Here is a 13,356-nt window from a genome sequence, read left to right as displayed (position 1 = left end):
GCCGGAGGGTCGGGTGTCCTGGCTGGAGCGGCTGGCTTTGCGGCGAGTGAGTTGGACGTGTGGGCCTGGGTGATTGATCCCGTGGTGGGGAAGCCGAGCGTCGGGGCGGGAGCGGCGGACGCGGGGGCGGTTGGGATGAAGGGGCGCGTGGAGAGTCCGGAGTCTGCGGCGACTGAGTTGGACGTCTGGGCCGAGGTGATTGATTCCGCGGTGGGGAAGCCGAGCGTCGGGGCGGGAGCGGCGGACGCAGGGGCGGTTGGGGCGAAGGGGCGTGTGAAGAGTCCGGAGTCTGCCTCGGCCGAGGCGAACGTTCGGACGGGTGTGGCCGATGCAGGGGAGGCAGCGGCGAGGGTTGGGCCGCGGGCGTCGGACTCCGGGGAGAGGGCGGCGACGGGGCGGAAGCGGGCGTCGGACTCCGGGGAGAGGGCGGCGAAGCGGCAGGCGCGGGTATCGGAATCCGGCGTGGACGCGGCGAACAGCCGGACGGAGATGGCGCATCCCGGCGCGGGGACCTCGAACTCCGGGACGCAGAGGCCGGAGGCTCGCGCGGAAGCGTCGGACACCGGTGTGCGGCGACGTCGCCGACGGTGGCCCTTCTCCGGCGGCTCGTCATCCCGCAAGCGCGACGGTGTCGGCCCGGATCCTCGGTCGACCGCATCGCAGGCCGCGCCCTACGCAGGCCGCCCGGACGCCCCGTACGACCCCACCCTCGAGCCCTACGACTTCCTGCCCGTCGACCCCCCGATGCCCTGGCGCGACGACACCCGCGAGGCCCGCTGGGCGGCGTTGAAGGAGGCGTCCAGGAGGGCGGAGCCACCGGAGCCGGACGACTCTTGATGCCAGCCGCCTCCCGGAGCCCGGCGTTGCGCGGAGGCCGCCGCCTCCCGGAGTCCGGCGTGTCCCGCGCCTTCCAAACGCCCGAGCCCTATGGCGCACCTTCCGGACCTCGAACACCCGAGCCCCGAAGGCGCACCCCCGGACCCCCCAACGCCCCGAAACAACTAAGCGTTAGCCCCCAAAACCCCCCGCAACTCCTCCGGCAGCAGCTTGGTGCACGCCTGTCTGGCCTCGTTGGTGAGGGCGTCGTTGGTGCAGGTGTAGTAGTCGCGGTACACGAACTGTGCGGTGAAGGTCGCGGCGACGAGCATGATGGCCAGGGACGCCGTGACCAGGCCGCTCACTGCGGCCGCGGTCTGTGGGCGGGCCGGTGTCGTGGGGGCCGGGGTGTCGGGGCTGGGGGTGCGGGGCTTGGTGCGCAGGGAGCTGATGCCCCAGTAGAGGGCCAGCGCGCCGAGCAGCAGTGCCACGTACGGCCAGCTGAAGAGGGCGAAGAAGAAGGCCCACATGCCGGCCAGCAGTGTGTAGCGCGCGCGACGCTGTGCCGGATCCGTGGGGTCCCAGCGCAGTCCGCTCTGGCCCGGACCGCCGCCCTGCCCCTCGGGGCTGCGGCCGGGCCGGTCTCCGAAGCCGCCGCCGGAGGAGCGGCCGGGCTGCCGGTCGCTCCACTGGCTGCCCCACACGGGTCGGCCGCCCTCACCCTGCGAGCCGGAGGAGCCCGGAGAGTCGGGGGAGCCCTGCGAACCCTGGGAGTCCCCTCCGTCGCCGGACGGGCGCCGCGGCTGCCACGGCCGGTCCGGCGTGCCCTCCGGCGGTGGCGCGAACGGGTTGTCGTCCTGGGCCGCACCGCCCCGCCGGTCGTCGGCGTCACCCGAGGGCGCGCCGGGCGGCATCGAGGGGCGCTCCCGCAGCAGCACGCCGGCGCGCTCCCCTCCCCGTGCCGACTGAGGGGGGAGCGTGAGGAGTCGCAGGCTGCGGTCCGACATCAAGTGAGCGTCTTCCCCTTGGTGAATACGACTGGTCTGGATACGGCTGGTCTGGCGTGAGCCGTCCTCTCGTGAACGCACCGCACTCCGGCCGCGTTCCCGAGCCCGCTCCTCCCAGACGCTACCTTCCGGCCACGCCCCCGTCCCGTGGGGGATGCCTGGTGTGCCGGTATCGTTGCTGACGGTCGGCCGCTTCGTAGGCTTCCCCGTATCCGGGGGCGTGAAGCATTCGTACGAACGCACATACCGGCGCCGTACCCGGCCGACCGTGCACACGCTTCCCCGAGAAAGGGCCCCACCGTGGCCGCCAAGCCCGTGGTCAAGCGCCTCGTCGTGCTGGTCTCCGGATCCGGCACCAATCTGCAGGCGCTCCTCGACGCCATCGAGACCACCGGCGCCGAGGCGTACGGAGCCGAGATCGTGGCCGTCGGAGCCGACCGCGCCGGCATCGAGGGGCTGGCGCGGGCCGAGCGCGCCGGGCTGCCCACGTTCGTGTGCCGGGTCAAGGACTACGCCACCCGCGAGGAGTGGGACGCGGCCCTCGCCGGGGCCGTCGCCGCGTACGAGCCCGATCTCGTCGTCTCCGCCGGGTTCATGAAGATCGTGGGCAAGGAGTTCCTCGCCCGTTACGGCGGGCGGTTCATCAACACCCACCCCGCGCTCCTCCCCAGTTTTCCCGGCGCCCACGGTGTCCGCGACGCGCTCGCGTACGGCGCCAGGGTCACCGGCTGCACCGTCCACTTCGTCGACGACGGCGTCGACACCGGGCCGATCATCGCGCAGGGCGTGGTGGAGGTCCGGGACGAGGACGACGAGAGTGCGCTGCACGAGCGCATCAAGGAAGTCGAGCGAAGGCTGCTCGTCGATGTCGTGGGGCGGCTCGCCCGCAACGGCTATCGCATTGAGGGACGAAAGGTAGTTATCCAGTGACCGCCACCGCCGAGAGCAACAAGCGGGCCATTCGACGGGCGCTCGTCAGCGTCTACGACAAGACGGGTCTGGAAGACCTCGCACGCGGTCTGCACGAGGCCGGCGTCGAGCTGGTCTCCACCGGCTCCACCGCCGCCCGCATCGCCGCCGCCGGCGTCCCCGTCACCAAGGTCGAGGAGCTCACCGGCTTCCCCGAGTGCCTGGACGGCCGCGTCAAGACCCTGCACCCCAGGGTCCACGCGGGCATCCTCGCCGACCTGCGCCTGGACAGCCACCGGCAGCAGCTCGACGAGCTGGGCGTCGCGCCGTTCGACCTCGTGGTCGTCAACCTCTACCCGTTCCAGGAGACCGTCGCCTCCGGCGCCTCGCCCGACGAGTGCGTGGAGCAGATCGACATCGGCGGGCCGTCGATGGTCCGCGCCGCGGCCAAGAACCACCCCTCGGTCGCCGTGGTCACCAGCCCCGAGCGGTACGCCGACATCCTCGCCGCCGTGCGCGACGGCGGCTTCGACCTCCCCACCCGCAAGCGGCTGGCCGCCGAGGCGTTCCGCCACACCGCCGAGTACGACGTGGCGGTCGCGGGCTGGTTCGCGGGCGAGTACGCCGGTGACGGCGAGGAGTTCCCGGAGTTCATCGGGGTGACGTACGAGCGCAAGCAGGTGCTGCGCTACGGCGAGAACCCGCACCAGCCCGCCGCCCTCTACACCGGCGGCTGCGGCGGCCTGGCCGCGGCGGAGCAGCTGCACGGCAAGGAGATGTCGTACAACAACTACGTCGACACGGACGCCGCCCGCCGTGCCGCGTACGACCACGCCGAGCCGTGCGTCGCGATCATCAAGCACGCCAATCCGTGCGGCATCGCGATCGGCGCGGACGTCGCCGAGGCCCACCGCAAGGCGCACGCCTGCGACCCGTTGTCGGCGTTCGGCGGCGTCATCGCCGTCAACCGGCCGGTCAGCAAGGAGATGGCCGAGCAGGTCGCCGAGATCTTCACCGAGGTCGTCGTCGCCCCCGACTACGAGGAGGGCGCGCTCGAAGCCCTCACCAAGAAGAAGAACATCCGTGTGCTGCGCTGCCCCGAGGCGCCAGAGCTGGTCGCCGAGTTCCGCCCGATCGACGGCGGCGGCCTGGCCCAGGTGACGGACGTCTTCCAGGCCGACGGCGACGACCCCGCCAACTGGACCCTGGCGACCGGCGAGGCCCTGAGCGCCGACGAACTGCGCGAGCTGGCCTTCGCATGGAAGGCCTGCCGTGCGGTGAAGTCCAACGCCATCCTGCTCGCCAAGGACGGTGCCTCGGTCGGCGTCGGCATGGGCCAGGTCAACCGCGTCGACTCGGCGAAGCTGGCCGTGGAGCGGGCGGGCGCCGAGCGTGCGCAGGGTTCCTACGCCGCCTCGGACGCGTTCTTCCCCTTCCCGGACGGCCTGGAGATCCTCACCGGGGCCGGCGTCAAGGCCGTGGTCCAGCCCGGCGGTTCGGTCCGTGACGAGCAGGTCGTGGAGGCCGCGCAGAAGGCGGGCATCACGATGTACTTCACGGGGACGCGCCACTTCTTCCACTGAGGCGCCCGACGAAGCACCAGGGCCGTGTCCCCCTTGCACGGGTGGGACGCGGCCCTCGGCGTGAATGGCGCGAAGCGTTCCGTCGGCCTGCGGCTCAGTAGCGCGGGCGGCGGAACCACTCGGCGCTGGCGCGCTTCGCGGAGAAGACGATCACCAGGATGGAGATCGCGATGATGATCAGACCGATGCCGTAAGCCGCGATCATGAAGATGCCCGTGACGATCGCGAACGAACCGTAGACGATCGAGCAGACGCGGACACCGTTGCCACCCTTGGCGTACTGCAGCAGCAGCGCAAGACCGAGGATCGCGAACACAGTGGCGAGACCGAGGAAGAAGACGACGACGCCCTTGCCCAGATCGGCGATCGCCTCCGCCTCGGAGTCACCGGTGACACCTGCCTCGGCCATGGTCTCGTCCCACTGGCCGAGCGCGACCCCGTACAGCACGGCGATGACCGCATGGGCCAGCGCGATCACACCGAGCATGATCTGCGAGGCGCGGGTGATGCCCGGCATCTGCGCGGGAGCACCGGGCATGTAACCGCCGCCGTACGGCTGCTGGACGGGCGGGGCCGCCGGGTATCCGTAGCCCTGCGGCGGGGCGCCGGGCGGCGTCTGCTGGGGGTAGCCGTAACCGGGAGCGGGGGCCTGGGGCTGCTGGGGCGGCTGCCCGTGCCCGTAGGGGTTGTTCGGGTCGCCGAAACTCATGGCGGTCTTTCCTCCGTTTTGCCTGGAGTGCGGGGACGAGGCGCGGCCGGATTCGGAGGAAGGTTCTACAGATGCGGTTCGTCCCCCCGGTACTGCCCGCGGCACTGTTCCGACAATCGTTCTTCAGTCACCGTCGGCTTGTCCAGCCGCATTCCGGATGTGTTGTGCAAGTGCAACATCATCGATCATGAGGGACCATGAGGGGATTCATGAGTTGATTCGTCAGGGGGCCATCAGGGGACCATGAGGGCCTACGGCGGGACAGGCTCCGGAGCACCCGGATTGGAACCGGGACCCGGTCATCCGGGAGGATGGGTTCATGACCGCCCAGATTCTCGATGGCAAGGCCACTGCAGCCGCGATCAAGTCCGATCTGACCGCCCGCGTGGCGGCGCTGAAGGAGAAGGGCGTCACGCCCGGCCTCGGCACGATCCTCGTCGGGGACGACCCCGGCAGCCAGAAGTACGTCGCCGGCAAGCACCGCGACTGCGCCGAGGTCGGCATCGCCTCCATCCAGCGCGAACTGCCCGGCACGGCGACGCAGGACGAGATCGAGGCGGTCGTACGGGAACTGAACGAGGACCCGGCCTGCACCGGCTACATCGTCCAACTGCCGCTCCCCAAGGGCATCGACGAGAACCGCATCCTCGAACTCATGGACCCCGACAAGGACGCCGACGGGCTGCACCCGATGAACCTCGGGCGGCTGGTCCTGAACGAGCCGGCGCCGCTGCCCTGCACGCCGAACGGTGTGCTGACCCTGCTGCGCCGCTACGGCGTGGAGATCAAGGGTGCCGAGGTCGTGGTCGTCGGCCGCGGGGTGACCATCGGCCGTCCGATGCCCCTGCTGCTCACCCGGCGCAGCGAGAACGCGACGGTGACCCAGTGCCACACCGGCACGCGGGATCTGTCTTCGCATCTGAAGCGTGCGGACATCATCATCGCCGCCGCAGGCTCCGCCCACCTCATCCGTCCCGAGGACGTCAAGCCGGGCGCGGCCGTCCTCGACGTCGGTGTCTCGCGCAGCGCCGAGGGCAAGATCGTGGGCGATGTCCACCCGGGCGTGGCCGAGGTGGCCGGCTGGATCTCCCCGAATCCTGGCGGCGTCGGCCCGATGACCCGGGCCCAGCTGCTGGTCAACGTGGTCGAGGCGGCGGAGCGCAGTGTCGACTGAGCACCCGGAGGACGAGATCGAGGTGCGGGACGCGGTCAGCGCGCCCGATGCCGAGGGCATACCGCGCCGCGTCACCCGCCGCTTCCCGCTGTTCACGCGGGACACCGCGCGTCCCGAGGGCGGCGGCAGGGCGGCCTCCGGCGCCGCCCCGGCACCGGCCCGCCAGTGGCCGGTCCTGCTGGTGCTCGCGCTGGTCGGCCTCGGCCTGCTGCTGACCGCCCTGGACGCCTTCCGGATCGGGACGCTGCTGGTCGGCGTCGCCCTGCTGGGCGGCGCGGTACTGCGCTGGATGCTGCCGGACGTCGGCATGCTCGCGGTCCGCTCCCGCTTCACCGACATCCTCACCTACGGCGTGCTGGGCTCGGCCATCGTCATGCTGGCGATGATGGTCCAGCCGGATCCCTGGCTGGAGATCCCGTTCCTGAAGGACACGCTGCACTTCACGGTCAGCAGTTAGCTGCACGGCGGCGACCCGTCCCCTCCCCCGAGCAAGGACGGGCCGCCACCGCACCCAAACTCCCGCACGGCGAACGGGCTGTTCAACAGCTGTCCGTACGCTGTGGCTCGGAGGTGACCGTTCCGCTACCGTGTCCGCGCCCTGCGACAGTCCTCGGCGTCCTTGACGTCCTTGGCGTCCTTGGCGCGGTTGCGTCTGAGTGGGAGAGGCACCGCTGGGGCGCCCGAGGTCACCGGTGTGTGTCCGTTGTGTCGATGTATTGACAGTTCCGGGATCCGGGACCAAGGCGCTGCACAGCGGGGCTAATCTGCCCAATCGGGACGGTCCGGGACGTCCCGAGCTGGACCGCCGACCAGTGGGCGTGCAACGGTGCATGCCCGCGGCGCCAACGCCCCCGTGCGCCCCCACCCCGGGAACTGAGATCCTGACCGGGCGCATCCCTGTGGGTAGCCAGAACGGGGACTCGGCAGAGGGCAGCACGCGCGGGGGAAGAACCAGCACGAACCGGGGGGAAGAGGGGGAAGCAATGCCTCGTTGGAGGGCCTTGCCGGACGAACTCGATCCGCAGGTCAGGGAGTTCACGAGCCAGTTGCGGCGGCTCGTGGACCGCAGCGGCCTGAACGTCGCGGCGGTGGCCGACCGCACGGGCTACAGCAAGACGTCCTGGGAGCGTTATCTCAACGGTCGGCTGCTCGCGCCCAAGGGTGCGATCGTCGCCCTGGCCGAGGTCACCGGCACCAATCCCATTCACCTGACGACGATGTGGGAGCTCGCCGAGCGCGCCTGGAGCCGTTCGGAGATGCGCCACGACATGACCATGGAGGCGATACGGATCTCCCAGGCCCGTGCGGCACTGGGCGAGTTCGGGGCGCCACCGGCGAACGCCAAGGGCGGCAAGTCGGCCCGCCGGGGCGGCAGCGCGACGGCGACTCCCGGCATCGCGGGACCGGCGGGCGTGTCCCCGACGGTGCCGCAGCAGCCCACGCCGTCCGACGCGGACGCACGCGAGGGCACCGCACGGGCGGCCGGCTCGGGGGCTTCCTCGGGCGGCAACTCGTGGGGGCTCGCGGGATACGCGGGACCCTCGCAGACCGGCGGCCGCGGAGCGGGTGCGCGAACCGGAGCGGGGCCCGGTGCCGGTCGTAGCGCCGGAGCCGGGGCCGGAAACGAGAACGGGGCCGGAGCAGGAACCAGCGCCGGTGCCGGATTCGGGACCGGCGCCGCACCGTCGGCGACACCCGCCGGCCACCCCGGCCACTCCGGCCGCCCCCCGTCCGGCGGTCGGCCGGCCTCCGGCAGGTCGTCGGGCAGGCGTCGGCTGACGATGTTCCTCGCGGGAGCCGTCGGTGTGGTCGTCGTGGCCGCCGCCGCGTTCTATCTCACCAACGGCGGCGACGGCGACAAGAACAACGACGCGTCGCCCTCCCCGTCGCCCTCCGTCACCACCGACGCCAACCTGCCGCCGGGCGTGAAGTGCAGCGGCGACAGCTGCACCGGCAAGGACGCGGAGAGCATGGGGTGCAGCGGGGACCTGGTGACCACCGCCAAGACGGCGACCGTGGGCACGACCGTCGTCGAGGTCCGCTACAGCAAGACCTGTGGCGCGGCCTGGGGACGCATCACCCAGGCGGCGCAGGGTGACGAGGTCCAGGTGACCGCGGGCGACGCCAAGCAGAAGGGCTCCATCACGGTCGCCGGCGACGCCATCGCATACACGCCGATGGTGGCGGTGCGGGACGCGGGCGAGGCGACGGCGTGCGCGACGCTGGCGTCGGGACAGGAGGGGTGCACGGACTGACGCAGGTCAGCGAGTCGAGCCCGTCCGGTGGAAATTGGCCGGGGGACAGAGGAATGGCCGCCGTGTTCCTGGGCACGCGAACCGTACCCCCACGGGAGTCCGGCAACGGTACCCCCACACGGCGGCCGTCCCGTCTCTCCTCTCCCGGACGGGCGGCCGCCGCCTTTCGTGGTGCTGTGGGCTGGGCCACACCGACCCGGACATCCGGGATCCCGGATGCGCGATAGCCTGACGCTGGATCTCTCTTGACGCCAAGAGATCGATCAAAATAGCCGGGGCAGGGACGCCCCACCGCCAGCTGTCATACGGAGAACGCCATGACCCGCACTCCCGTGAACGTCACCGTCACCGGCGCGGCCGGCCAGATCGGTTACGCCCTGCTCTTCCGCATCGCCTCCGGCCAGCTGCTCGGCGCGGACGTGCCGGTCAGGCTTCGCCTCCTGGAGATCACCCCAGCGCTGAAGGCCGCCGAGGGCACCGCGATGGAGCTGGACGACTGCGCGTTCCCGCTGCTCCAGGGCATCGACATCAGCGACGACCCGAACGTCGCCTTCGACGGCGCCAACGTCGCCCTCCTGGTGGGCGCCCGCCCGCGCACCAAGGGCATGGAGCGCGGTGACCTGCTGGAGGCCAACGGCGGCATCTTCAAGCCGCAGGGCCAGGCCATCAACGCGCACGCCGCGGACGACATCAAGGTCCTGGTCGTCGGCAACCCGGCCAACACCAACGCGCTGATCGCACAGGCCGCCGCCCCGGACGTACCGGCGGAGCGCTTCACCGCGATGACCCGCCTGGACCACAACCGGGCGCTGACCCAGCTGTCGAAGAAGACGGGCACCCCGGTCTCCGAGATCAGGAAGCTGACGATCTGGGGCAACCACTCCGCCACGCAGTACCCCGACATCTTCCACGCCACGGTCGCCGGCAAGAACGCCGCCGAGGTCGTGAACGACGAGAAGTGGCTCGCCGAGGACTTCATCCCGACCGTCGCCAAGCGCGGCGCCGCGATCATCGAGGCCCGCGGCGCGTCCTCCGCGGCCTCCGCCGCCAACGCCGCCATCGACCACGTCTACTCCTGGGTCAACGGCACCCCGGAGGGCGACTGGGTCTCCATGGGCATCCCGTCCGACGGCTCCTACGGCGTCCCGGAGGGCCTGATCTCTTCCTTCCCGGTCACCACGAAGGACGGCAAGTACGAGATCGTCCAGGGCCTGGAGATCAACGAGTTCTCCCGCGCCCGTATCGACGTCTCCGTCAAGGAGCTCGAGGAGGAGCGCGAGGCGGTCCGCGGCCTCGGCCTCATCTGATCCGCCCGCTTTGGACACTGGGCCCCGCACTGGTTCCGGCCGGTGCGGGGCCGTTGCTTTACGCCCAAGCTCTGTGTCAGTGAGTTGCTGGCCAACGTGATCTCCCACGTCGGCGAGGGCACACCGGTGGTCCTCCGGCTGATCCGCGAGGGCGACGGCCGTACGCGCGTGGAGGTCGCCGATCCGGACCCGCACGCCTGGCTGATCCTGCGCCACCCCGGCGCGGACGAGGAGACGGGCCGAGGCCTCCTTCTGCTCGACGCCCTGGCCACACGCTGGGGCGTACGGCAGGACGCGTGCGGCAAGACGGTGTGGTGCGAGCTGGCCTTGCCGCGAACGTCGTAAGCGTGGTCGTGCCCTGTCGGCGCGGTTCAGGAAGCGAGGCGTTTCTCGAACCAGTGGCTCGCGTACACGTGTTCACCGTATGCCGGGATCTCCGTGTAGCCGCAGGCCCGGTACATCGTCTGGGCCTCGGTGAGGACCGCGTGGGTGTCGAGGCGTACGACCCTCCAGGCTCGGCGCAGGGCCTCCTGCTCCAGGGCCTCCAGGATGCGGCGGGCCAGGCCCAGGCGGCGGGCGTCCGGGTGGACCCAGACGTGTTTGATCTCGCCCACGCCCGGTTCCAGTCGTCGCAGGGCTCCGCAGCCCACGGGGCGGTCCTCCTCGTACGCGACGAAGAACGCCCCTGCGTCCCCCGACACCTCCTCCGGGGCCACCAGGTCGGCGCGGTCGAAGCCCTCGGGGAAGCGGGTGTCGAGATCGTCGGCGTAGGCGTCGAGGCAGGTCCGGGCGTCCGGGGTGTGGGCGTCCACGGGTTTCACCGTGATCGCCGCCAGTCGCAGCAGGCGTCCGGCGGTGGTCATCGCCTCCGTGAGCCGTGCTCGCAGGTCCGGGGCCAGGCCTTCCAGGACGCCCGTGGCGAGCGCGTCGGCCCGGCGGTTCTGTTCCTTGACCTCCACGTGCCCGGCCGGGGTCAGCCGTGCCATGCGCAGCCGGTTGTCCTCGGGGTGCGCGCTCAGCACGACCATGCCCTGGTCCTGGAGCCTCTTCGTCATCCGGCTCAGATAGCCGGCGTCCAGCCCGAGGCGGGTTCTGAGCTCGCGCAGGGAGATCCCGTCCGGGCCGCCGGCCGCCGCGATCTCGAACAGCAGGCGGGCCTCGCCGAGCGGCCGGTCCTGACCGAGGTAGTGGTCGTTCAGGGCCCCGATGCGGCGCGTGAAGTAGCGGTTGAAGCGGCGGAAAGCCGCCACGTGCTCCGTCGACACTGACTCCGTCATTCTTTGACTTTAGTCAAAGGACTGGGTGGGTGCCAGCGGGATCCGGGAAGCCAAGGCCAAAGCTTGACGCATGTCACAGCAGTACACGCTTGACAAACCGATTTCCTCCGGTCTCGCTCCTCGCCTATGCTGATGGCTCGTCAACTCGTCAGTCACCAACGACACATGCGCATCGGGAGATCGGCGTGAGCACCGGATACGTGCCGCAGCAACCGCACCACACGGACACCCCGACACCGCCCGAGCCGCCGCCCACCCCGCCCCACGCCAGTGAGGCGACACGGCTGCTGTGTGCGGGTGCCTATCTGAATCCCGAGTACCGCGACCGTGTCATCGAGGAGCTGTATCTCAACGAGCAGCGCCTCGTGGCGCCCTCGCTGGGCTTCGACGCGGCCCGCGTCCTCGCGCACGCGCTGCGCGCCCGACGGCAGGAACTGCTGTGGTCCGCCGCGATCCTCGGCCTGTGGGTGGTCGGCGTGCCGCTCAGCGGCTGGCTGCTCGCCGGAATGGTGTGGCCGAGCCTGCTCCTCGCCCTCGCCCCGTGGATCAGGGGCCGCGCCGCCCGGCCGCCCCTGTACCGGCTGTTCGCCGCCTTCCTGGCGCGCTGGTGGGGCCGTCTGATGGTCGCCTTCTGGCTGTTCGCCGTCGCGGGCGTCGCCTTCGGGGCCGGTTCGGACGACGACACGGGATCCACGTACGACCCGTACGGTTCCTACGACTCCTACGGCTCCGGTGACGGCTTCGAGACCTCCGACGCCGCCGACGCCCTCGCCCCGTTCGCCGACCTGTTCTCCGAGATGGTCGAGCCGTGGCAGGCCTGGTTCGGGATCGCCGTGTTCGCGCTCATCGCGTTGTGCGAGGCGGCGCGGCGCGGCCAGTTCGCGCGGGTGCTCGCCGCGGAACTGTCCCCGCGGCAGTTCCCGGACGCGGCGGGCGACCCGGCGGAGCAGGCCGAGGGGCTGCGCTTCCGGCGGCTGATGGGGCTCATCCGGCGGGAGCAGCACGCGCCGCTGATCATGTACAACGAGGCGGGACCGTTCTGCGGGGCGGGAGCGCCGTACGACACCTGGGTGCTCGCCGTCGAGCTCCGGCCCGACGAGGACAAGAAGCAGCAGCCGATCAGCAACCGGGCGATCCTCGACCGGGTCCGGCCCATGCTCGAACAGCTCCGCGTGCCCGCCGAGTACGCGGGCATGGCCGTACGGGACCGGCTGCGGCGGCTCGAGATCGACGAGTGCGTCTTCCTTCCCGTCGAAGGGCTGACCGGGCGCGACCAGGCTCCCTACGCGGCCGAGTTGTTCGAGCAGCACCGGCTGCGGTCCGTGGAGGAGGGCGGGGAGAAGCGGCGGCACTTCCTGCGCATCCGTGTCGGCGGCTGGGAGGAGGAGGTGGTCGTCACCGTCTACGTCCGCATCCACACGCAGGGCCGCATGCTCATGCTCGAGGTCGCGCCGCACGTACTGACGCCGGTGCTCGCCGAGTTCAAGGACGCGGACCGCACCGCCCACCGGTTCCGCACCAGCAACGCGCTCGGCAAGGCCGTCGCCGCCGTGGTGCTGGTGCCCGGGTCGGCCGGGCGCGCGCTGGTCACCCTCGCGCGGGGCGCGGCCTACGGATGGCGGCTGCTGATCGGCGGGCACGGGAACGCGCTGCCCGAGGGGCCGGCGGTGTCGGTGCGGGAACTGGCCTCGGTGGAAACGGGCTCCACCTTCCAGGAGATGGACGTGGCCCGGTACCTGCGGAGCATCCAGGACCGTATCGGGCGGGGCGTACGACTCGCCCTGTCCGACGCCGGGTACGCCACCGGCGAGTTCGTCCAGAAGATCGTCAACGTCAGCAACGGCGCCGTGCACATCGACCGGGTCGAGGGCTCCACCTTCGCCATCGGTGAGCACGCCAGCGCCACCAGCGGCGGCCTCGGGCCGCAGAAGGGAACCGCGAGCCATGGCAAGCGATGAGCCGAACGTCCGGATCGGAGATGTCTCGGGCAGCACCTTCGCCATCGGCAGCCACGCGCGCGCGGAGAGCCACCACCATGGGGTGCCTGCGCAGCGGGACGAGGCCGCCGAGGAACTGCTGAAGGCGGTGCGTGAACTGCGGGCGGATCTGTCGGGCGGCCGGGTGCGGCAGAGCGAACAGACGGCAGAGCTCGACGCGGCGCTCGCCGACACCGAGGAGGAGATCAACCGGATCGGCGCGGCCGGCGCGGGGCGCCTGCAGCGGCTCCGGGAGCTCCTCACGGACGCCCAGGCCCTGACGGCGCTGCTCGCCTCGGCGGGGACCGTGGCGGGGCTGCTCGGGATGTGACGTGTGCGGGTA

At 71.3% G+C, this 13,356-nt stretch carries 13 protein-coding genes and 1 pseudogene; 10 read left to right on the top strand and 4 right to left on the bottom strand.

Annotated elements, in window-relative coordinates:
• Positions 1-563, bottom strand: a pseudogene (locus ACTWQJ_RS08610) (hypothetical protein); the annotation flags it as partial.
• Between the two features lie 4 nt (positions 564-567).
• On the opposite strand from ACTWQJ_RS08610, the gene ACTWQJ_RS08605 reads away from it, so the two are divergent.
• Positions 568-837: a hypothetical protein gene (locus ACTWQJ_RS08605; protein ID WP_443306028.1), complete on the top strand. Its 270-nt coding sequence runs from the start codon at positions 568-570 to the stop codon at positions 835-837.
• 164 nt (positions 838-1,001) lie between these two features.
• Here the strand turns inward: ACTWQJ_RS08605 and ACTWQJ_RS08600 are convergent, their stop codons facing one another.
• Positions 1,002-1,823, bottom strand: coding sequence for a hypothetical protein (locus tag ACTWQJ_RS08600; protein WP_443306027.1), 822 nt, complete (start codon positions 1,821-1,823; stop codon positions 1,002-1,004).
• Between the two features lie 300 nt (positions 1,824-2,123).
• Here ACTWQJ_RS08600 and purN point away from each other — a divergent pair, with 300 nt between their 5' ends.
• Positions 2,124-2,753 (top strand): phosphoribosylglycinamide formyltransferase, encoded by a 630-nt coding sequence (purN, locus tag ACTWQJ_RS08595; RefSeq protein ID WP_443306026.1) that lies wholly within the window; start codon positions 2,124-2,126, stop codon positions 2,751-2,753.
• Positions 2,750-4,315 (top strand): bifunctional phosphoribosylaminoimidazolecarboxamide formyltransferase/IMP cyclohydrolase, encoded by a 1,566-nt coding sequence (gene purH, locus ACTWQJ_RS08590; protein WP_443306025.1) that lies wholly within the window; start codon positions 2,750-2,752, stop codon positions 4,313-4,315. Before purN ends, purH begins: the two co-directional genes overlap by 4 nt.
• Positions 4,316-4,409: 94 nt before the next feature.
• Here purH and ACTWQJ_RS08585 read toward each other — a convergent pair whose 3' ends face one another.
• A complete protein-coding gene (locus tag ACTWQJ_RS08585; protein WP_385512643.1) occupies positions 4,410-5,024 on the bottom strand; it encodes a hypothetical protein in 615 nt (204 codons plus the stop codon).
• Positions 5,025-5,343: 319 nt separating this feature from the next.
• Between ACTWQJ_RS08585 and ACTWQJ_RS08580 the strand changes: the two genes are divergently transcribed.
• The 5 genes from ACTWQJ_RS08580 (at position 5,344) to ACTWQJ_RS08560 (ending at position 10,105) form a co-directional block, all read left to right on the top strand.
• Positions 5,344-6,198: a bifunctional methylenetetrahydrofolate dehydrogenase/methenyltetrahydrofolate cyclohydrolase gene (locus tag ACTWQJ_RS08580; RefSeq protein WP_385512644.1), complete on the top strand. Its 855-nt coding sequence runs from the start codon at positions 5,344-5,346 to the stop codon at positions 6,196-6,198.
• Entirely contained in the window at positions 6,188-6,655 is a 468-nt protein-coding gene (locus tag ACTWQJ_RS08575; RefSeq protein ID WP_443306024.1) for a DUF3017 domain-containing protein, read from the top strand. Before ACTWQJ_RS08580 ends, ACTWQJ_RS08575 begins: the two co-directional genes overlap by 11 nt.
• 526 nt (positions 6,656-7,181) lie before the next feature.
• A complete protein-coding gene (locus ACTWQJ_RS08570) occupies positions 7,182-8,453 on the top strand; it encodes a DUF2690 domain-containing protein (RefSeq protein ID WP_443306023.1) in 1,272 nt (423 codons plus the stop codon).
• A 317-nt stretch (positions 8,454-8,770) separates the two neighbouring features.
• On the top strand, positions 8,771-9,760 hold the full coding sequence (locus ACTWQJ_RS08565; protein WP_443306022.1) for a malate dehydrogenase: 990 nt from the start codon (positions 8,771-8,773) through the stop codon (positions 9,758-9,760).
• A 42-nt stretch (positions 9,761-9,802) separates the two neighbouring features.
• Positions 9,803-10,105: an ATP-binding protein gene (locus ACTWQJ_RS08560; RefSeq protein ID WP_443306021.1), complete on the top strand. Its 303-nt coding sequence runs from the start codon at positions 9,803-9,805 to the stop codon at positions 10,103-10,105.
• A gap of 26 nt (positions 10,106-10,131) precedes the next feature.
• On the opposite strand, the gene ACTWQJ_RS08555 is transcribed toward ACTWQJ_RS08560, so the two are convergent.
• Positions 10,132-11,037 (bottom strand): GNAT family N-acetyltransferase, encoded by a 906-nt coding sequence (locus tag ACTWQJ_RS08555; RefSeq protein ID WP_443306020.1) that lies wholly within the window; start codon positions 11,035-11,037, stop codon positions 10,132-10,134.
• A 185-nt stretch (positions 11,038-11,222) separates the two neighbouring features.
• Here ACTWQJ_RS08555 and ACTWQJ_RS08550 point away from each other — a divergent pair, with 185 nt between their 5' ends.
• Complete coding sequence (locus tag ACTWQJ_RS08550) at positions 11,223-12,995, top strand: hypothetical protein (RefSeq protein ID WP_443306019.1); 1,773 nt, start codon at positions 11,223-11,225, stop codon at positions 12,993-12,995.
• A complete protein-coding gene (locus tag ACTWQJ_RS08545) occupies positions 12,982-13,344 on the top strand; it encodes a hypothetical protein (protein WP_443306018.1) in 363 nt (120 codons plus the stop codon). The genes ACTWQJ_RS08550 and ACTWQJ_RS08545 overlap by 14 nt, the downstream gene beginning before the upstream one ends.
• Positions 13,345-13,356 lie beyond the last annotated feature (12 nt).

Origin of the sequence: Streptomyces sp. KR55, assembly GCF_052245645.1 — a bacterium.
In the GTDB taxonomy this organism is placed as follows: domain Bacteria; phylum Actinomycetota; class Actinomycetes; order Streptomycetales; family Streptomycetaceae; genus Streptomyces; species Streptomyces flavusporus.
The sequence above is the reverse complement of the archived record's forward strand: the minus strand, read 5'-3'. Positions and strand labels throughout refer to the sequence as shown.

Bases quoted from the DNA above. Each gene is read 5' to 3' on its own strand.
- ACTWQJ_RS08600 (WP_443306027.1), bottom strand. From the start codon at position 1,823: ATGTCGGACCGCAGCCTGCGACTCCTCACGCTCCCCCCTCAGTCGGCA.
- ACTWQJ_RS08585 (WP_385512643.1), bottom strand. From the start codon at position 5,024: ATGAGTTTCGGCGACCCGAACAACCCCTACGGGCACGGGCAGCCGCCC.
- ACTWQJ_RS08580 (WP_385512644.1), top strand. From the start codon at position 5,344: ATGACCGCCCAGATTCTCGATGGCAAGGCCACTGCAGCCGCGATCAAG.
- ACTWQJ_RS08570 (WP_443306023.1), top strand. From the start codon at position 7,182: ATGCCTCGTTGGAGGGCCTTGCCGGACGAACTCGATCCGCAGGTCAGG.
- ACTWQJ_RS08565 (WP_443306022.1), top strand. From the start codon at position 8,771: ATGACCCGCACTCCCGTGAACGTCACCGTCACCGGCGCGGCCGGCCAG.
- ACTWQJ_RS08555 (WP_443306020.1), bottom strand. From the start codon at position 11,037: ATGACGGAGTCAGTGTCGACGGAGCACGTGGCGGCTTTCCGCCGCTTC.
- ACTWQJ_RS08545 (WP_443306018.1), top strand. From the start codon at position 12,982: ATGGCAAGCGATGAGCCGAACGTCCGGATCGGAGATGTCTCGGGCAGC.